The sequence below is a fragment of the Actinacidiphila sp. DG2A-62 genome, assembly GCF_035825295.1.
Classification (GTDB): domain Bacteria; phylum Actinomycetota; class Actinomycetes; order Streptomycetales; family Streptomycetaceae; genus Actinacidiphila.
In genome coordinates this window covers 2648346-2667688 of record NZ_JAYMGI010000002.1, presented here as the reverse complement: position 1 = coordinate 2667688, position 19343 = coordinate 2648346, and the positions used below count along the sequence as shown (strand labels likewise).

The window sequence follows — 19343 nt, the reverse complement described above, 5'->3', positions numbered from 1 at the left end:
CGTGACGGCCAGGCAGCCCGAGCCGCCGCCCCCGAGCAGGCCGGGGAAGCAGCGCATCGGCGTGATGGGCGGCACCTTCGATCCCGTCCATCACGGGCACCTGGTGGCCGCCAGCGAGGTGGCCAGCCTGTTCCACCTCGACGAGGTGGTGTTCGTGCCCACCGGCAAGCCCTGGCAGAAGGAAGAGCGCAGGGTGTCCCCGGCCGAGGACCGCTATCTGATGACGGTCATCGCCACCGCGTCGAACCCGCAGTTCTCGGTCAGCCGCAGCGACATCGACCGCGGCGGCCGCACGTACACCATCGACACCCTGCGCGACCTGCGCCGCGAGCACCCCGACGCGGACCTGTTCTTCATCACCGGCGCCGACGCCCTCGCGCAGATCTTCTCCTGGCGGGACGCCGAGGAGCTGTTCTCGCTGGCTCATTTCATCGGGGTCACACGTCCAGGGCATACGCTGTCGGACCCGGGCTTCCCCGACGGCGGCGTGTCGCTGGTCGAGGTGCCCGCGCTGGCCATCTCCTCCACCGACTGCCGCCAGCGGGTGGCCAAGGGGGACCCGGTCTGGTACTTGGTTCCGGACGGTGTGGTGCGCTACATCGACAAACGCGCGCTGTACCGGGACGCCACCGGGTAGCGCGCAACGAAACACACGAAGGGGTTCCTCGTGAACGACGCAAACCCCCGTTGGCACCACGCCGAGGGCGGTCCAGACGACGAGAGAGACCCTTACGCGCAGGACCCCTACTACCAGCAGCAGCACTACGGTTACGACGCGTACGGCCGGCCGGTGCAGGCGCCGCCCCCGCCGCAGCAGCAGGAGTACGGCGACCCGTACTACGGGCAGGGCCGGCCCGACGGGTGGATCCCGCAGCAGTCCCAGCCGCAGCAGCCGTACTACGGCCAGGACCAGGGCGGCCGCATCCCGCAGCAGCAGGGCTACGACACCGGGCAGCACCCGCTGTACGACACCGGCGTCCAGCCGCCCCTCTACGACACCGGCCGGCAGGCGCCCGTCTACGACACGGGGCAGCAGCCGCCCGTCTACGACACCGGACAACAGGCGCCCGTGTACGACACGGGCCGGCAGGCCCCGGTGTACGGCACGGGCGGCCCCACGGCCTACGACACCGGGGTGCAGTCCCCGGTCTACGACACCGGACAGCACGCCGGGTACGACACCGGGCAGCACCCGGCACAGGACCTGCGCCAGGGACCGGCGTCCGGCGCCGCGCCCGGCGCGGCCCGGGTGCGCGACCCGGAGGCGCCGCGCGAGTACCAGACCGAGCAGTTCTCCTTCGTCGACGAGGAGTCGGAGGAGTCCGAGGAGGTCATCGACTGGCTGAAGTTCTCCGAGTCGCGGACCGAGCGCCGCGAGGAGGCCAAACGGCGCGGCCGCAACCGGAAGGCCGGCCTGGTCGTCGTCCTGGTCCTGGCGCTGCTCGGCGGTGCGGGATACCTGTGGCAGGCCGGCAAGATCCCCGGCCTGGGAAAGACCAAGGCCACGGCGACGACCGCCGGCGGCAGCCAGAAGCGCGACGTGATCGTGGTCCACCTGCTGCCGGTCGGCGGCGGCCCCAGCTCCACCGCGCTGCTCGTGGACAACGCCACCAAGGGCCGCGGCACCACCGTGCTGATCCCCAACAACGTCCAGCTCACCGGCGACGACGGCAACGTCACCACCCTCGACAAGTCCGTCGCCGACGGCGTCGGCCCCACCCGCGACGGGCTCAACACCCTGCTCGGCACCGACATCAAGGGCAGCTGGCGGCTCGACACCCCGTACCTGGAACTGCTCGTGGACTCCGTCGGCGACATCTACGTCGACACCAACGCCACGGTGAAGGGCACCGGCAAGGACAGCGGCAAGACGCTGGTCGCCCAGGGCAAGCAGCAGGACCTGACCGGGCAGGCCGCGGTCGCGTACGCCACGTACCGGGCGCCCGGGGAGTCCGAGACCGACCAGCTCAGCCGCTTCGGGCAGGTCATGCAGGCGGTGCTGAAGAAGATGCCCAGCGACGCCGCGGACGCCACCAGGACCGTGCAGGGCCTGGCCCAGATCCTCGACCCCTCGCTGACCGAGAAGCAGCTCGGCGCGTCGCTGGCGGCGCTCGCCGAGCTGGCGAAGACCGGCGCCTACGACACCGCCATGCTGCCGGTGCAGAAGGACGGCTCGCTCAGCACCCAGGCCACCGACAGCGTGGTCAGGGACGTGCTCGGCGGCACCGTCAAGACGCCCACCGGCGCCGCGGCCCAGCCGCGCGTGGAGATCAAGGACGCCAGCGGCTCGGCGAAGTCCGCCGCGATGGCCCAGGCCGCGATCGTCAACGGCGGCTCGTACTCCTACGTGCCCGGCGGCAAGGCGACCGGCACCCAGAGCACCTCCACGATCAGCTACGCCGACGCCGCGCAGCTGGCCGCCGCCAAGGACGTCGCCGCGACCCTGGGCCTGCCGGCCGGCAGTGTGAGGAAGGGCACGGTCCCGTCCAACGCCGACATCCTGGTCGTCCTCGGCAAGGACTACACACCGCAGACGAGCCAGTAGGAGTCCGCCGGGCCGGGGCACCCGCCTGCCGGATATCCGGTCGGGGACTGTCGCAGGGCCGTGAGACCCTGGAAGCCAACAGACCCCGACCGGAAAGCCGCATCCGTGACCGCCACCGACCGCTCCGTCGAGCTGACCCGCACCGCCGCCCAGGCGGCCGCCGACAAGCTCGCGCACGACGTCATCGCCTATGACGTCAGTGACGTCCTCTCCATCACCGACGCCTTCCTGGTGGCCTCGGCGCCCAACGACCGCCAGGTCAAGGCGATCGTGGACGCCATCGAGGAGACCCTGCTCAAGGAGCTGGACGCCAAGCCGGTGCGGCGCGAGGGGGAGCGGGACGGCCGCTGGGTGCTGCTGGACTACGTCGACATCGTGGTCCACGTGCAGCACTCCGAGGAGCGCGTGTTCTACGCGCTCGAACGGCTGTGGAAGGACTGCCCGGAGATCGCGCTGCCCGAGGACGCGGTCGCCACCCGCGGCAAGGGCGCCGCTCACGCCCAGGCGATGGCCGCGGCCGAGGACGAGGGGGCCTGAGCTGAGCACCACCAAGAGGCGCGGCCGGCGGATCGTGCTGTGGAGGCACGGCCAGACCGCGTGGAATCTGGAGCAGCGCTTCCAGGGCGGCACGGACATCGCGCTGACCGCGGAGGGCGTGCTGCAGGCGCGGCGGGCCGCCCGGCTGCTGGCCGCGCTGCGTCCGGACATGATCATCTCCTCCACGCTGCGGCGGGCCGTGGACACCGCGGCCGAGCTGACGGCGGTCACCGGGCTGCCCGCCCTGCTGGACGACGGCCTGCGGGAGACCTACGCCGGCGCCTGGCAGGGCCTGACCCACACCGAGATCAACGAGCGCTTCGGCGAGGAGTACGCCGCGTGGAAGCGCGGCGAGCCGGTGCGCAGGGGCGGCGGCGAACTGGAGACCGAGGTCGCCGACCGCGCCGCGCCCGTGGTGCAGGCGGCGGCCGACAAGCTGCCCGAGGACGGCGTGCTCGTCGTGGTCAGCCACGGCGGCACGATCCGCACCACCATCGGCCGGCTGATCGGTCTCGACCCGGTCAGCTGGGAGTCGCTGGGCGGCCTGTCCAACTGCTGCTGGTCGGTGCTCGGCGAGGGCGTGCGCGGCTGGCGCCTCACCGAGCACAACGCGGGCACGCTCCCCGAGCCGGTCCTCGGCGACGACACCTAGGGTCCGTCGTGCGGAGCCGCCGGGGAGCCGCCGGGGAGCCGCCGGGGAGCCGCGCGGCCCCGGCGGCTCCCCGGCGCGAAGAACCGATTTCGTTTCCGGTCCACGCACCGGCTATGCTTCTTCCCGTCGCCCGGGAACGGGTCGGCGCGGGGCTGTAGCTCAGTTGGTAGAGCGCTTGCATGGCATGCAAGAGGTCCGGGGTTCAATTCCCCGTAGCTCCACAGTTCGCGCGTCCACGGCGTCACCCTTTGAGGGTGGCGCCATCGCCGTTTGTCCACCCTCGTTTGCGGACCCTCGGCCTCGGCGGCCTGGAGTCGCGGGCCGCAAAGGCGGCGGTGGCGGTGCGGCGGTCAGGCGGTGCGGCGGGACGGGGTGGGCCGGGCGCCGTCCGCCAGGACCTCGGACAGCGGGCGGCCGTGCACCGGGCAGCCGATGACGGGATCGTCGATGTCGCGCAGCCGCTGCATCCGCAGGCGGTCCTCCTCGGCGACCGGGGTGTAGACGACGATGCGGTGCTCGGCCATGCCGTCGATGCTCAGCGACATCGAGGTCAGCTCGATCGTGCCGACCGTCTGGTGGCGGAAGATCTTCACCCGGCGGCCCGGCGCGGCCACGTCCGCGCGCGCCCACAGCTGGGCGAAGTGCGGGCTCTCCTTGAGCAGCAGCGCGATGAACGACTCCCAGGCCGGCTCGCCGACGTGCCGCCCGTAAGAGCGGCGCAGCTGGGCCACCATCCACGGCACCTCCTCGCTGCTGTTGACGATGGTCGAGCAGCAGTCGGGGACGGTGAACAGCTTGTAGATGATGTTGCGCTCCCAGCGCTCCACCATCGACGCCATCGGCCACAGCGTCCGGTACGCCACGTTCGAGGCCTGGACGTCGTAGCGCGCGTTGAGGACCACCGCGGGCAGCGGGCAGAGGGCGTCCAGCACGCCCTGCACCTCCGCGCCGACCGCCTCGACGTCGGAGACCGGCTCGGGCACGAAGGGGATGCCGGCCAGCCGGTAGAGGTGCTCGCGTTCGGTGACGTCGAGCTGGAGCACCCGGGCGACCGCGTCGAGCACCTGCACGCTGGCGTTGATCGGGCGGCCCTGCTCCAGCCACGTGTACCAGGTGACGCCCACCCCGGCGAGCTGCGCGACCTCCTCGCGGCGCAGTCCGGGCGTGCGGCGGCGCAGCCCCGGCGGCATGCCGACGTCCTCCGGTGTGATCCGGGCCCGGCGGCTGCGCAGGAAGGCCGCGAGCTCGGTACGGCGCGCCTGCTGCGCGCCGCCGCGGGAGCGGACCGTCGGCTGGACTGCCATGGCCCCATCCTCACCCGGGCGCCCCGCCCCTGCCAGGTGCTGGCAGTACCAGGATCACCGGGCTCTCGTTACCGGTACCGCGCGCGACCGACGCTCGGAGCATGACCGATCCGTCCCGCACGTCCGCCCCGCCCGCCTCCGCCGCCTCCGCAGGGCCCGCCGCCTCCGCAGCGCCCGCCGCGCCCGCCGTCCCGGCCGGCTCGGCGAACGCCCCCGCCGCCCCTGGCCACGCCCCCGCCGCCCGCCCCGGGCTGCTGCTCACCGTCATCCTCACCGGCCAGTTCATGGCCCTGCTCGACGTGTTCATCGTCAACGTCGCCGCGCCCACCATCCGTACCGACCTGCACGCCTCGGGCGCCGGTCTGCAGCTGGTGATCGCCGGCTACACCATCTCCTACGCGGTGCTGCTGATCACCGGCGCCCGGCTCGGCGACATGATCGGCCACCGCCGGCTCTTCCTGATCGGCCTCGCGGTCTTCACCGCGGCCTCGCTGGCCTGCGGGCTGGCGCAGAGCACCGGCCAGCTGATCGGCTTCCGGTTCGTGCAGGGCGCGGGCTCGGCGATGATGATCCCGCAGGTGCTGAGCCTGCTCCAGCTGAACTTCACCGGCCCGGCGCGCACCCGCGCGATGAGCGTGTACTCCGCGGTGCTCTCCTCGGGCGCCGCGCTCGGCCAGTCGATCGGCGGCGTGCTGGTCAGCGCCGACCTGTTCGGCGCGGGCTGGCGGCCGGTCTTCCTGGTGAACGTGCCGATCGGCGTGGTGCTGCTGGCGCTCGCGCCGCGACTGCTGCCCGCGGACGCGCCCGCCGCTGCCGGCCGCCGGCGCGGCCTGGACCTGCCGGGGCTGCTGGCGCTCGGCGCCGCGGTGACCTTGTTCACCGTGCCGCTGGTGCTCGGCCAGCAGGAGGGCTGGCCGGTGTGGGGCTGGGTGTGCCTGGGCCTGAGCGTGCTGCTGTTCGCGGCCTTCACCGTGATCGAGGCGCGGCTCGGCCGGCGCGGCGGCTCCCCGCTGGTGTCGCCGCGGGTGCTGAGGGCGCCCGGCATGGCCCGGTCGGTCACCGTGCTCGCGCTGACCATGGCGGTCAACGCCGGCTTCCTCTTCGCGGTCGCGCTGCACCTGCAGTCCGGCCTCGGCTTCAGCGCGCTGCGCACCGGGCTGACCTTCGCGGTGACCGCGGTGTGCTTCGGCGGGGCGGGCCTGACCTGGTCCCGGCTGCCGAACTCCTGGTGGCCCCGGCTCGCCTCGGCCGGCCTGCTGCTGTCCGCGGCGTCGTTCGCGGCGGTCGGCCTGGCGCTGCGCGGCGGCGGCCACGGCGGCCCGCTGCTGTACGTGGCGCTGCTGACCCTCGGCGCCGGGCTGGCGCTGGGCTTCAGCCCGACGTTCACCCTCGCGCTGTCGAAGGTCGCGCCCAAGGACGCGGCGGACGCCAGCGGGCTGCTGGCCACGGTGACGCAGCTGGGTCAGCTGATCGGCGTCGCCACCCTCGGCACGCTCTACCTCAACCGGCTGAGCGGCGTCGGCGCACACCCGTCCGCGCACGCCTTCGCGGTCACCGCCGCGGCGCTCACCGCGGTCGCGGCGGTCGGCGCGGTGCTCGCGGTGGGCCGCGCGCGGACACCGGACGAGGCGGCGGTCCGCCCGGCCGCGGGGACGCCCCGGGCCCCCGCTCAGCCCGCGGCCGGTTCCCCGGCCCCGGACGCCGCCGGCGACTCCGCCCGCTCCGCCGGGTCGGCCGGCTCCGGCAGCGCCGGGTAGTCGGTGTACCCCCGCTCGTCGCCGCCGTAGTACGTCGCGCGGTCCGGCGCGTTGAACGGCCCGCCGGCCGCAGCCGGCGCGGCAGGTCGGGGTTGGCGAGGAACAGGGCGCCGTACGACACCATGTCGGCGGTCCCGTCCTCGACCAGCGCCAGCTCCTGCGGCCCCGAGGAGCGGCCGTCGGTGCGCGCGTTGAGGATGAAGACGCCGCCGAAGCGCTTGCGCAGCTCCAGCGTCAGCGCCCGCTCCCCGGTCTCCACCACGTGCAGGTAGGCCGGGCCGATCGGCTCCAGGCCGCGCAGCAGCGCCAGGTACGTCGCGTCGGGCTCGGGTTCGGCGATGTCGCCCAGCGGGTTGCCGGGGGAGATGCGCAGCCCGGTGCGCCCGGGGCCGATCGCGTCGGCGACCGTGCGCACCAGTTCGACCGCGAAGCGGGCCCGGCGCTCGGGGTCGCCGCCCCATCCGTCGGTGCGCAGGTTGGAATTGGGGGCGAGGAACTGGTGGGTGAGGTAGCCGTTGGCGCCGTGCAACTCGACCCCGTCGAAGCCGGCGGCGATCGCGTTGCGCGCGGCGGCGGCGTGGTCGGCGAGGGTGCGCGCGATGCCGTCCTCGGTCAGCTCCCGCGGCGCGACCAGGTCCTTGGGGCCGTCCGCGGTGAAGATCCGGCCCTTGGCGGCGACCGGCGACGGGCCGACCGGCTCCAGGCCGTCCGGCAGCAGCGAGGGGTGGCCGATCCGGCCGGCGTGCATCAGCTGGGCGAAGATCCGGCCGCCGGCCGCGTGCACCGCGTCGGTGACCGCCCGCCAGGCGGCCACCTGCCCGTCGCTGTGCAGGCCCGGGGTGTCGGGGTAGCCCTGCCCGCCCGGCGACGGCTGCACGCCCTCGGTGACGATCAGCCCGGCCGAGGCGCGCTGCGCGTAGTACGCCGCGGTGGCCGCGGTGGGGCTGAGCCCCGGGCCGTAGGCACGGCTGCGGGTCATCGGCGCCATGGCGATCCGGTTGGCCAGGCGCAGTCCCGGCAGGTCCACGGGGTCGAAGGCGGTGGTCACGCCGGTCACCGTAACCCGGGCCGCGGCGGGGGAGTGTTGAGAGCGTGTGAACTCTGCCGGGGCCGGCAAACCACGAGGTGGCGGCGCGGTTCGCGATTGGCGGACGGCGCCCGCGAGCGTGTAGTGTGTCCGAGGTCGCCGGGACCCCGCAGGGGGCCTGGACACGGCACGCGGGGCTATAGCTCAGTTGGTAGAGCGCTTGCATGGCATGCAAGAGGTCCGGGGTTCGAATCCCCGTAGCTCCACCCCGAACCCCCGCGCACACCCCGTCCGCTTCCGCTCCCGCTTCCCGGGCCGCGGGGGTTTCGCGTGTGCGCCGCCCGCCGTCCCCCGCCCCGGCCCGGTGCCTCAACGGCCGTGCGCGCGGCCGCGTGTCGGCCCCTGTCGCGGCAACTTCGCCCCTGCTAGCGTCGGTTCGCCGCGGTGTCGGCCGAATCGTCAACAAGGGCGCGGTGACGGTTCCTTGACCTGCTCTTGGGGTAATCATGGCCCTGGCGTGAACCGATCAGCGCAAGAGTATCGCTCTGCGGTACGAACCGTACGCATACCGGCGACGTCCGACACCGCAGCACGCGACGACACTCGCTTCGCATGGGGGTTTGATGAGATTTGAGCGCAAGAGAACGCGCGCCGCACTCGTGGCAGCCGCGGCCCTGCCGCTGGTGGCCGGCGCGCTCGCGCTTGGCACGCAGTCCGCGTCGGCCGATCAGCCGAGCGGGCGCCAGCTCCTGACCGGAACCAAGCCGCAGTGGGCCACCGCCCAGGCGGACCAGGGCGCCGCCGCCGACTCCGGCAAGGTGACCGCCCGCGTCTACCTGGCCGGCAAGGACGCCAAGGGCCTCGCGGCCTACGCGCAGGCGGTGTCCGACCCGAACTCGGCGAGCTACGGCCACTACCTGACGGCGGCTCAGACCCAGGCCCGCTTCGGCGCGACCGCGGCGCAGCGCGCCGCCGTCACCAAGTGGCTGACGTCGGCCGGCCTGAAGGTCACCGGCGGGAACCAGCACTACCTCACCGTCACCGGTGACGTGGCCGCCGCCGAGAAGGCCTTCGGCACCACGCTGCACAACTACTCCAAGGCCGGCAAGACCTACCGCGCCCCCGCGGCCACGGCCTCCGCCCCCGCGTCGCTGAACGGCGCCGTGCTGACCGTCACCGGCCTGGACACGGCGCCGAAGAAGGTCAGCCACGACGACACGCTGCCGCCGCCGGACGCGGTGTTCAAGAACGCCGGGCCGTTCTCCACGTACTTCGGCTCCAACACCAACACCAAGCTTCCCGACGCGTACGGCGTCAAGGCCCCGTACGCGATCAAGGGCTACACCGGTGAGCAGCTGCGCGCCGCGTACGGCGCCGGCAAGTACACCGGCAAGGGCGTCCGGGTGGCGATCACCGACGCGTACGCCTCCCCGTACATCGCCCAGGACGCCGCGCAGTACGCCAAGCGCAACGGCGACCAGAAGTACAAGGCCGGCCAGCTCACCCAGGTGCTGCCCAGCGACTACACCAAGACCGACGAGTGCGGCGCGTCCGGCTGGTACGGCGAGGAGACCCTCGACGTCGAGGCCGTGCACGCGCTCGCGCCCGACGCGAACATCGTGTACGTCGGCGGCGCCTCCTGCTACGACGACGACCTGCTCGACGCCCTGAACAAGGTCGTCGACGGCCACCTCGCCGACATCGTCTCCAACTCCTGGGGCGACGTCGAGGCCAACGAGACCCCGGACGTGGCCGCGGCCTACGACCAGGTCTTCCAGCAGGGCGCGGTCGAGGGCATCGGCTTCTACTTCTCCTCCGGCGACGCGGGCGACAACGTCGCCTCCACCGGTGTGAAGCAGGCCGACACCCCCGGCAACTCCCCGTGGGCCACCTCCGTCGGCGGCACCTCGCTGGCGGTCGGCAAGAACGACACGTACCAGTGGGAGACCGGCTGGGGCACCGAGCGCGCCCCGCTGTCCGCCGACGGCAAGACCTGGACCGGCTTCCCCGGCCCGTACACCTCCGGCGCCGGCGGCGGCACCAGCAAGCTCTACGCGCAGCCGTTCTACCAGCGCGGCGTCGTGCCGGACTCGCTCGCCCTGGCCAACGGCGGCAGCGTCAAGCAGCGCGTCGAGCCGGACATCGCGGCGGTCGCGGACCCGAACACCGGCTTCCTGGTCGGCCAGACCCAGACGTTCCCCGACGGGTCGCTGCAGTACAGCGAGTACCGGATCGGCGGCACCTCGCTCGCCGCGCCGGTGATCGCGGGCGTCCAGGCGCTGGCCCAGCAGGCCCGCCACGGCATCGCGATCGGCTTCGCCAACCCGCTGATCTACAACCAGTACGGCACGTCCGTCTACCACGACGTCACCGACCACCCGCTGGGCCAGGGTCGTGACCTCGCGGTGGTCCGGGTGGACTTCGCGAACTCCTTCGACTCCTCGGACGGTGTCATCACCTCCCTGCGGAGCCTCGGCAAGGACGCCTCGCTGCACGCCACCGTGGGCTACGACGACGTCACCGGCGTGGGCACGCCCGCCAAGGGCTACGTGACCTCGTCGCTGCCCAAGCGCTGACGCGCCGGGCCCGTCGGCAGGCGGCCCGCACCGAGGAGCGATCCTCGGTGCGGGCCGCGCCCGTCCTGCGGTAATCTGGGGCCATGCGAGCTGTGAGCCTCCTGCTTGACGAGCCGCGCTGACCAGGAACCACGTCGGTGCGGCACCCCTCCTGCGCGAGGGGCTTTTTTGTTTCCGCTCTGTTTCCGCTCCCTTTTCGGGGCAGCCCCCACGGCGGCGACGGGCAGCAGACTCCGCGGCCGCAGCCGTCACGATTGCGATGGAGTACCGAGGACGATGAGCGAGAGCACCCCGGCGGCCGGTCCGGCCGCTTCGGCCCCCACGGCCACGACCCCCTCGGCCGCTTCGGCCGGCGAGACGGCCGCGCCGCACCGCTACACCGCCGAGCTGGCCGCGCGGATCGAGAGCCGATGGCAGGACCACTGGGACGAGCACGGCACCTTCGCCGCGCCCAACCCCAGCGGCGAGCTGGACGGCGACCCGGAGCTGGCCGCCCGGCCCAAGAAGTTCATCATGGACATGTTCCCGTACCCGTCGGGCGCCGGGCTGCACGTCGGCCACCCGCTCGGCTACATCGCCACCGACGTCTTCGCCCGGCACCAGCGGATGACCGGCCACAACGTGCTGCACACCCTGGGCTTCGACGCCTTCGGCCTGCCCGCGGAGCAGTACGCCGTGCAGACCGGCACCCACCCGCGGGTGTCCACCGAGGCCAACATCGTCAACATGCGGCAGCAGCTGCGCCGCCTGGGCCTGGGCCACGACCGCCGCCGCTCCTTCGCCACCATCGACCCCGCCTACTACCGCTGGACGCAGTGGATCTTCCTGCAGATCTACAACTCCTGGTACGACGAGGCCGCCGGCAAGGCCCGCCCGATCGACACCCTGATCGCCGAGTTCGCCTCCGGCGCCCGGCCCACCCCGGACGGCCGCCCGTGGGCCGCGCTGACCGACGCCGAGCGCGCCGACGTGCTGAGCGGCCACCGGCTGGCCTACTCCGCGCAGTCGCCGGTCAACTGGTGCCCGGGCCTGGGCACCGTGCTGGCCAACGAGGAGGTCACCGCCGACGGCCGCTCCGAGCGCGGCAACTACCCGGTCTTCAAGGCCAATCTGCGGCAGTGGATGATGCGCATCACCGCCTACGCCGACCGGCTGCTGGCCGACCTGGACGCGCTGGACTGGCCCGAGGCGATCAAGCTGCAGCAGCGCAACTGGATCGGCCGCAGCGAGGGCGCCCGGGTCGGCTTCCCGGTGCACGAGGCCGGCGGCGCGCACGCCGAGCACACCGTCACGGTCTTCACCACCCGCCCGGACACCCTGTTCGGCGCCACGTACATGGTGCTGGCGCCCGAGCACGAGCTGGTCGACGCGATCGTGCCGGCCGCCTGGCCGGAGGGCACCAAGGACGCGTGGACCGGCGGCCACGCCACGCCGGCGGAGGCCGTCGCCGCCTATCGCAAGCAGGCCGCCGCCAAGTCCGACGTCGAGCGGCAGGCCGAGGCCAAGGACAAGACCGGCGTCTTCACCGGCGCCTTCGCCGTCAACCCGGTCAGCGGCCGGCCGGTCCCGGTCTTCGTCGCCGACTACGTGCTGATGGGCTACGGCACCGGCGCGATCATGGCGGTGCCCGCGCACGACAGCCGCGACTTCGCCTTCGCCCGCGCCTTCGACCTGCCGATGCGCTGCGTCGTCGCGCCCACCGACGGCCGCGGCACCGACCCGGCCGAGTGGGACGACGCGTTCGTGTCCCACGACGCGACGATCATCGACTCGGCGAACGACGACGTGTCCCTGGACGGCCTGTCCGTGACCGACGCCAAGGCCGCGATCACCGCCTGGCTGACCGCCCGCGGCATCGGCGAGGGCACCGTCAACTACCGGCTGCGCGACTGGCTGTTCAGCCGCCAGCGGTACTGGGGCGAGCCGTTCCCGATCGTCTACGACGAGGCGGGCGTCGCGCACGCGCTGCCGGACTCGATGCTGCCCGTCGAACTGCCCGAGGTCGACGACTACAGCCCCCGCACCTTCGACCCGGACGACGCCGACACCTCGCCCGAGCCGCCGCTGTCGCGCAACGAGGACTGGGTGAACGTCGACCTGGACCTGGGCGACGGCCGCGGCGTGCGGCGCTTCCGCCGCGAGACCAACACCATGCCCAACTGGGCCGGCTCCTGCTGGTACGAGCTGCGCTACCTGGACCCGCACAACAGCGGTCAGCTGGTCTCCGCGGAGTCCGAGGCGTACTGGATGGGCCCGCGCGAGGGACAGCCGGCGGGCGGCGTCGACCTGTACGTCGGCGGCGCCGAGCACGCCGTGCTGCACCTGCTGTACGCGCGCTTCTGGCACAAGGTGCTGTTCGACCTGGGGCACATCTCGTCCTACGAGCCGTTCCACAAGCTGTACAACCAGGGCATGATCCAGGCGTACGTCTACCGCGACGCGCGCGGCATCGCCGTCCCGGCCGCCGAGGTGGAGGAGCACGACGGCGCCTACTGGTACCGCGGCGAGCAGGTCAGCCGGCTGCTGGGCAAGATGGGCAAGTCGCTGAAGAACGCGGTCACCCCGGACGAGATCTGCGCGGAGTACGGCGCGGACACGCTGCGGCTGTACGAGATGGCGATGGGCCCGCTGGACGTCTCCCGGCCCTGGGACACCCGCGCGGTGGTCGGCCAGTACCGGCTGCTGCAGCGCCTGTGGCGCAACGTGGTGGACGAGGAGACCGGCGAGGTCACCGTGGTCGACGAGGAGCCGGACGAGCAGACCCTGCGCGCCCTGCACAAGGCGATCGACGGCGTCACCTCGGACATGGCGGAGCTGCGCTTCAACACCGCCATCGCCAAGATCACCGAGCTGAACAACCACCTGACCAAGGCCGGCCGGTGCCGCGCGCGGTCGCCGAGCCGCTGGTGCTGCTGGTCGCGCCGCTGGCCCCGCACATCGCCGAGGAGCTGTGGTCCCGCCTGGGCCACACCGGCTCGCTGGCCCACGCGGACTTCCCGGTCGCCGACCCGGCCCTGGTCCAGGACGAGACGGTCACCTGCGTCGTCCAGGTCAAGGGCAAGGTCAAGGCCCGCCTGGAGGTCGCGCCCGGCATCTCCGAGGCCGACCTGGAGGCGGCGGCGCTGGCCGACCCGGCGGTGGTCGCCGCGGTGGGCGGCGCGGCGGTCCGCAAGGTGATCGTGCGGGCGCCGAAGCTGGTGAACGTGGTGGTGTGAGGGGCGGACGCGGCGCGGTGGGGTCCGCGCGGCGCCGCCGGTTCGCGCGGCGCGGGCGCGCCTCCCAGGCGCGCGGCACCCCCTAGGGGCGGGTTCAGGGACCGGGTGGGCCTCGGGGCCCGCCCCGTGCGGTTACGGTGGAGGGACGCCGTGCCGGCCGGGAGCGGACCGGAGAGGTCCGGAAGAGGAGGGGCCCGTGGAGACCGCAGGGATCATCGTCCTCCTGCTCTTCCTGATCTTCGCCGCGCTGGCGACCGTGCGCACCGTGCGCACCGCGCGGGCCGTCAAGCGCCGGGTGCGCGAGAGCATCGACCGCAGCACCACGCAGGCGCGCCGCCTCGTGGAGGACAACCGGCTGCGCGCCCGCAGCTGGACGACGCCCGGCCCGGCCGGCGAACTCGCCCGGCTGCGGCTGGAACTGCGCGCGTCGATCGACAGCACGTTCCGCGCGCTGGAGGAGGGCAGGCGCGAGGACGCGTCGCTGGCCGAGGCGGCCGGGCTGATGGCCCGGCTCAACGACCACGCCCGCGCCCTGGACGGCGAACTGCGCCTGCTGGAGGGCGAGCCGGACCGCGAACGCGTCCGCTCCCTGCTCCCGGACCTCGCCGACCGCACCCACCGCATCACCCACGGCGCGGACTCCCTGCGCTGGGCCGCCCAGGACCGCGCCCGCCGGTTCGCCGCGGACGACCTGGCGGCGCTCACCCGCGACATCGCCATCGAGTCGGCGGCCCTGAAGCTCAACCCGCCGGACGAGGCGCCGGGTCCCCGGCTGGGCAAGGACTGAGGGGGCCGCGCGATCGGGCGGGCCGGGGTCCGGACCGCCCCGGCTGTCGTCCCGACCTGCGCCCCGGTAACCTCCCGACATGCCCCCGCACGTCGCCATCGTCACGGATTCCACCGCTTACCTGGGCGACGACGCCCTGTCGGCCCACGGCATCACGGTCGTCCCGCTCACCGTGGTGATCGGCGACGAGGCGTTCGAGGAGGGCACCGAGATCTCCGCGCCGGCCGTCGCGCACGCGCTCCAGCGCCGCCATCCGGTCACCACGTCGCGGCCGTCCCCCGCCGAGTTCGCCGCCGCCTACGGGGCCGCCGCGGCGTCCGGCGCGGACGCGATCGTCTCGCTCCACCTGTCCGCGGACTTCTCCGGCACCTACGACGCGGCGAGCGTCGCCGCGAAGGACGCGCCCGTGCCGGTGCGGGTGGTCGACACGGGCATGGTCGCCATGGCGCTCGGCTTCACCGTGCTGGCCGCCGCCGAGACCGCCGCGTCCGGCGGCACCGTGGACGAGGTCGTGGCGGCGGCCGAGAAGCGCGCGGCCGACACCTCGGCGTTCTTCTACGTCGACACGCTCGACTACCTGCGCCGGGGCGGCCGGATCGGCGCCGCCCAGGCGCTCTTCGGCTCGGCGCTCGCGGTCAAGCCGCTGCTGCGCCTGGCGGACGGGCGGATCGAGCTGCTGGAGAAGGTGCGGACGGCGTCCAAGGCGATCAGCCGCCTGGAGGAGATCGTGGCGGAGCAGGCTGGCGCCCGCCGCGTCGACCTCGCCGTCCACCACCTCGCCGCGGCCGACCGCGCGGCCGCTCTCGCCGAACGGCTGCGCGAGCGGGTGCCGGGCCTCGACGGGCTGGTCGTCAGCGAGGTCGGCGCGGTGATCGGCGCACACGCGGGGCCGGGGCTGCTGGGGGTCGTGGTGTCGCCGCACTGAGGCTGGGTGCTGGGTGCTGGGCGCGGGGCCGGCTGGTGGGCTGAGCGGGAGCGTGTCACCCACACGGGTGACGGAGTTGTCCACAGTCGGCGAGTTGTCCACAGATCTCGACCAAGATCGTCTTTGTGTGCGGTGCGGGTCCAGCATCGAGACATGAACGCACACATCGGACAGAGTGTCATCGACCGCCCGGACGCGGTCGATTCGACGGGTTCAACGGGTTCAACGGGTTCGAGCTTTTCGGCGACCTCGGCGGCCACGGCGGTCACGGGGAGTTCAGCGGCCACGGCGGCCACGAGGCGTTCGGCGGGTTCGGCCGGTGGGAAGGACCGCGCGCCGGGGCCCGCCCACGCCCGCGAAGGGCAACGGGAACGCGTGGAGGCCATGCGGCAGCGCACCGCCGCGATCTTCGGGGCGGCGGCCGCGTCCGACGCGCGGCTGGCCGACCCGCTGCCCGGCGCGCCCGTCTTCGGCGACGGACCGGTCGGACGGCTGCGGACCTGGCTGTTCGTGCGGTGCGGGTTCGAGTTCAGGACGGTGGTCGCGCTGGCCGTCGTACTGATCGCCGCCGGCGGGCTGGCCTTCCAGCACTACTGGTCGGGACGCCCCCACGCGGTACGGGTGCCGCCGCCCACGGCCGTAGCCCCCGCACGCCTTCCGCCCGCGGTCGGGCCGGCGAAGCCCGCCGCTGCGGTCCAGGTCACCGTCGACGTCGCCGGCAAGGTCGCGAAGCCGGGTCTGCGCCGTCTTCCCAAGGGCGCCCGCGTCGCCGACGCCCTGGCCGCGGCCGGCGGCCCGCTCCCCGGCACGGACACCACCGCCCTCAACCTCGCCCGCACCCTCACCGACGGCGAACAGATCCTCGTCGGCGTCCACCCGCCGCCCCCGGCCGACCCCTCGGCCACGGCCCCGGCCGCGCCCGGGGCCCCGGTCAGCCTCACCTCCGCCACCCCGGCCCAGCTCGACGCCCTCCCCGGCGTGGGACCCGTCCTCGCCCAGCACATCGTCGACTTCCGCACGCAGCACGGAGGCTTCACCTCCCTCCAGCAGCTCCGCCAGATCCCCGGCATCGGCCCCCGCAAGTTCGCCACCCTCCAGCCCCTGGTCCAGCCATGACCACCGACGACCCGGCCGGCCCCCCTCCGGACCCGGCGAAACCCGGCCCCACCCCCGGCGCCCCGACCCCCGGGCCCGGGCACCCCTGGCTGACGCCCCCTCACCCCGACCCTAGGGGCCCGACCCGGCCGGCCCCCACCCAGCCGCGGACGCCGCGGCCCGGACCGCCCCGGCCACGGGTCCCAGGGCACGTCCCGCGCCCGCGTCACCTCACGACGCCGCACCGTGTCCTGACGCCGCGCCACGTCCCGGCGCCGCACGACGGGCTGGGCGTCCGTGATGAACCAGGCGTGTGCTATGAACCGGGCGTGCGCGCCTCCTCCAGGGCCCCCGGCGTGTCGGACGTGGGCGGCGACCTCCGCGCCGGCCGTGTCCGCGAGGCGCGTGACGCGCTCCCGCCGCACGCAGTCCCGGACGCGAGCGGCCTCTCCGGCGCGGGCGACGGCGGGCGGGCGGCGGTGCACCGGCGGGCGGCGTCGCGGCTGGGCGCGGCGGAGCCGCGCGGGGAGGGGCCCACGGACCTGCGGCTGGTGGCGCCGGCGGGCGCGGCGTGGGGGACGGCGGCGCTCGCGCCGGCAATCGGGGCGGCGTGGACGGCGGTGCTGATCGCGGCGGCGGTCGCCGGGGCGGCGGCGCTCGGGACCGCGCGGCGCGGACGCGGGCTGGTGTGGGCGGCGCTGGCCTCGGCGCTGTGCGCGGCGGCGGCACTGGCCGCGAGCGTGCTCAACGCGGCCGATCTGCACCGGGGCCCGGTGCCCGCGCTGGCCCGGGCGCGGTCCACCGCGGAGGTGACCCTGCGGGTGAGCGGGGACCCGGTCGCGGCCGAGCACACGGTGGTCGTGCCGGCCGTCGCGGTCCGGGTCGGCGCGACGGCCGTGCGGACCCCGGTGGTGCTCATGGCGTCGGGACCGCCGGGGCCGTGGCTGAGGCTGGTGCCCTCGACGCGGGTCGCGGTGACCGCGCGGTTCGCGCCGGCCGACCGCGCCCCGGCCGGCGGCAGGCCCGAGGCCGCGGTGCTGCACACGCGCGAGCCGCCCCGGGTGGTCGCCGCGCCGAGCGCCGCCCAGCGGCTGGCCGCCCGGTTGCGGGGTGGACTGCGCGAGGCCGCGGCGCCGCTGCCCGCGGACGCCCGTGCGCTGCTGCCCGGGCTGGTGGTCGGCGACACCTCGGGGCTGCCGGAGGACCTGGAGGACGCGTTCCGGGCGACGGACCTCGCGCATCTGACGGCCGTGTCCGGCGCGAACCTCACGATCGTGCTGCTCCTGCTGATCGGCCCGCCGGGCTCGGCCGGGCGGATCGAACGCCGGGGCCTGGCGGCGGCGGTGGGGCTGCCGCTGCGCTGGACGGCGGTGGCGGGCGCGGCCGTGACCGCGGGGTTCGTGCTGGTCTGCCGGCCGAGCCCGAGCGTCCTGCGGGCCGCCGCGTGCGGCCTGGTCGCGCTGCTGGCGATCGGCACCGGCCGGCGCAGGTCGCTGCTGCCCGCGCTGGCCGCGGCGGTGCTGCTGCTGGTGCTGTACCAGCCGGACCTGGCGCGGTCCTACGGCTTCACGCTGTCGGTGGCGGCCACCGGTTCGCTGCTGACACTGGCGCCGCGGTGGAGCGCGGCGCTGCGCCGCCACCGGGTGCCGCCGCGGATCGCCGAGGCACTGGCCGCCGCGGCGGCGGCCCAGGCGGTGTGCGGTCCGGTGCTGGTGCTGCTGACGGGCAGGCTGAGCCTGGTCGGGGTGCCGTGCAACCTGCTGGCCGAGCCGGCCGTCGGCGCCGCCACGGTGCTGGGCTGCGCCGCGATGCTCGCCGCACAGGCCACGCCGAGCGCGGGCCGCGCGCTCGCCTGGCTCGCGGGCGGTCCGGCGCAGTGGATCGCGTGGGTCGCGCGCCGCGGCGCCGCGCTGCCGGGCGCGGAGATCGGCTGGCCGCGGGGGGCGTGGGGCGCGGGGCTGCTGGTGGCGGTGACGGTGGCCGGGGCGTTCTGCGGCCGGCCGCTGCTGCGCCGCCCGCTGGCCGCGGCGGGGTGCGCGCTCCTGCTGCTCCTGGCGTTGCTGCGCCCGGTCCGGATGCCGTTGCCGACCGGGCAGTGGCCTCCCGCGGGCTGGAGGTTCGCGATGTGCGACGTCGGCCAGGGCGACGCGCTCGCGCTGGCCGCGGGCCCCGGCGCCGCCGTGGTGGTGGACACCGGTCCCGACCCGGCGCCGGTCGACCGCTGCCTGCGCGAACTGGGCGTGCGGACGGTCCCGCTGCTGATCCTGACGCACTTCCACGCCGACCACGCGGACGGCCTGCCCGGTGTGCTGCGCGGGCGCAAGGTGGGGGCGATCGAGACCAGCGTGCTGGACGAGCCGGCGGGAGGCGGCGCGGGTGCGCCGGGAGGCGACCGCCGCCGGGGTGCCGGAGCTGCGGGCCGCGGCGGGGGAGCGGCGCCGCCTCGGGGACGTGGAGTGGCGGGTGCTGTGGCCGCCGCCGGCCGCGGCGGCGCTGCCGGACGACAACCCGAACGACGCGAGCGTGGCGCTGCTGGTGCGTTCGGCGGGGCTGACGCTGCTGCTGATGGGCGACCTGGAGCCGGACGCGCAGCGGGAGGTGCTGGAGCAGGCGCCCGACCTGCCGCGGGTGGACGTGCTGAAGGTCGCGCACCACGGGTCGTCGTACCAGGACCCGGCGCTGCTGGCGCGGGTGCGGCCGCGGGTGGCGCTGATCAGCGTCGGCCGCGGCAATCCGTACGGGCACCCGTCGGCGCGGACGGTCGGCGCGTTGCGGGCGCTGGGCGCGGTGGTGCTGCGGACGGATGTCGACGGTCCGATCGCGGTGACCGGGGGCTCCCCGGCCGACCTGGGCACGACGGTCGGGCGAGCGGGAGGCGCCCGGTGATCCCGCGACCCGAGTCTAAAGATTGCCTTCTAAAGAA

Annotated in this window: 10 protein-coding genes, 2 tRNA genes and 3 pseudogenes; 13 read left to right on the top strand and 2 right to left on the bottom strand. The window is 74.6% G+C overall.

What is annotated here, in order from left to right:
- Window position 1: 1 nt before the first annotated feature.
- The 5 genes from nadD (at window position 2) to VSR01_RS11865 (ending at window position 3955) form a co-directional block, all read left to right on the top strand.
- Window positions 2-637: a nicotinate-nucleotide adenylyltransferase gene (nadD, locus tag VSR01_RS11885; RefSeq protein ID WP_326449222.1), complete on the top strand. Its 636-nt coding sequence runs from the start codon at window positions 2-4 to the stop codon at window positions 635-637.
- Between the two features lie 30 nt (window positions 638-667).
- Window positions 668-2545, top strand: coding sequence for an LCP family protein (locus VSR01_RS11880; RefSeq protein WP_326449221.1), 1878 nt, complete (start codon window positions 668-670; stop codon window positions 2543-2545).
- 105 nt (window positions 2546-2650) lie between these two features.
- Window positions 2651-3082, top strand: coding sequence for a ribosome silencing factor (gene rsfS / locus VSR01_RS11875; protein WP_326449220.1), 432 nt, complete (start codon window positions 2651-2653; stop codon window positions 3080-3082).
- Window position 3083: 1 nt separating this feature from the next.
- Entirely contained in the window at window positions 3084-3734 is a 651-nt protein-coding gene (locus tag VSR01_RS11870; RefSeq protein WP_326453604.1) for a histidine phosphatase family protein, read from the top strand.
- A gap of 148 nt (window positions 3735-3882) precedes the next feature.
- Window positions 3883-3955, top strand: a tRNA-Ala gene (locus VSR01_RS11865).
- 129 nt (window positions 3956-4084) lie between these two features.
- Here the strand turns inward: VSR01_RS11865 and VSR01_RS11860 are convergent.
- Entirely contained in the window at window positions 4085-5038 is a 954-nt protein-coding gene (locus VSR01_RS11860) for a helix-turn-helix transcriptional regulator (protein WP_326449219.1), read from the bottom strand.
- Between the two features lie 101 nt (window positions 5039-5139).
- Between VSR01_RS11860 and VSR01_RS11855 the strand changes: the two genes are divergently transcribed.
- Window positions 5140-6795 carry an MFS transporter gene (locus VSR01_RS11855; RefSeq protein ID WP_326449218.1) on the top strand — a complete coding sequence of 552 codons (1656 nt, stop codon included), beginning with the start codon at window positions 5140-5142 and terminating at the stop codon, window positions 6793-6795.
- Here VSR01_RS11855 and VSR01_RS11850 read toward each other — a convergent pair.
- Window positions 6708-7843 (bottom strand): annotated as a pseudogene (locus VSR01_RS11850) (alkene reductase). The gene VSR01_RS11855 and the pseudogene VSR01_RS11850 overlap by 88 nt on opposite strands.
- Before the next feature lie 172 nt (window positions 7844-8015).
- Between VSR01_RS11850 and VSR01_RS11845 the strand changes: the two are divergent.
- From VSR01_RS11845 to VSR01_RS11815, 7 genes and pseudogenes are all read left to right on the top strand, one after another.
- Window positions 8016-8088, top strand: a tRNA-Ala gene (locus VSR01_RS11845).
- 357 nt (window positions 8089-8445) lie between these two features.
- Entirely contained in the window at window positions 8446-10398 is a 1953-nt protein-coding gene (locus VSR01_RS11840) for a S53 family peptidase (RefSeq protein ID WP_326449217.1), read from the top strand.
- Between the two features lie 276 nt (window positions 10399-10674).
- Window positions 10675-13613, top strand: a pseudogene (gene leuS / locus VSR01_RS11835) (leucine--tRNA ligase).
- 196 nt (window positions 13614-13809) lie between these two features.
- Window positions 13810-14400: a hypothetical protein gene (locus VSR01_RS11830; RefSeq protein ID WP_326449216.1), complete on the top strand. Its 591-nt coding sequence runs from the start codon at window positions 13810-13812 to the stop codon at window positions 14398-14400.
- A 79-nt stretch (window positions 14401-14479) separates the two neighbouring features.
- On the top strand, window positions 14480-15325 hold the full coding sequence (locus tag VSR01_RS11825) for a DegV family protein (RefSeq protein WP_326449215.1): 846 nt from the start codon (window positions 14480-14482) through the stop codon (window positions 15323-15325).
- Window positions 15326-15709: 384 nt separating this feature from the next.
- A complete protein-coding gene (locus VSR01_RS11820; protein WP_326449214.1) occupies window positions 15710-16441 on the top strand; it encodes a ComEA family DNA-binding protein in 732 nt (243 codons plus the stop codon).
- Window positions 16442-16971: 530 nt separating this feature from the next.
- Window positions 16972-19306: pseudogene (locus tag VSR01_RS11815) on the top strand (ComEC/Rec2 family competence protein).
- Window positions 19307-19343: the final 37 nt, after the last annotated feature.

Bases quoted from the DNA above. Each gene is read 5' to 3' on its own strand.
- VSR01_RS11820 (WP_326449214.1), top strand. From the start codon at position 15,710: ATGCGGCAGCGCACCGCCGCGATCTTCGGGGCGGCGGCCGCGTCCGAC.
- VSR01_RS11840 (WP_326449217.1), top strand. From the start codon at position 8,446: ATGAGATTTGAGCGCAAGAGAACGCGCGCCGCACTCGTGGCAGCCGCG.
- VSR01_RS11825 (WP_326449215.1), top strand. From the start codon at position 14,480: ATGCCCCCGCACGTCGCCATCGTCACGGATTCCACCGCTTACCTGGGC.
- VSR01_RS11855 (WP_326449218.1), top strand. From the start codon at position 5,140: ATGACCGATCCGTCCCGCACGTCCGCCCCGCCCGCCTCCGCCGCCTCC.
- VSR01_RS11860 (WP_326449219.1), bottom strand. From the start codon at position 5,038: ATGGCAGTCCAGCCGACGGTCCGCTCCCGCGGCGGCGCGCAGCAGGCG.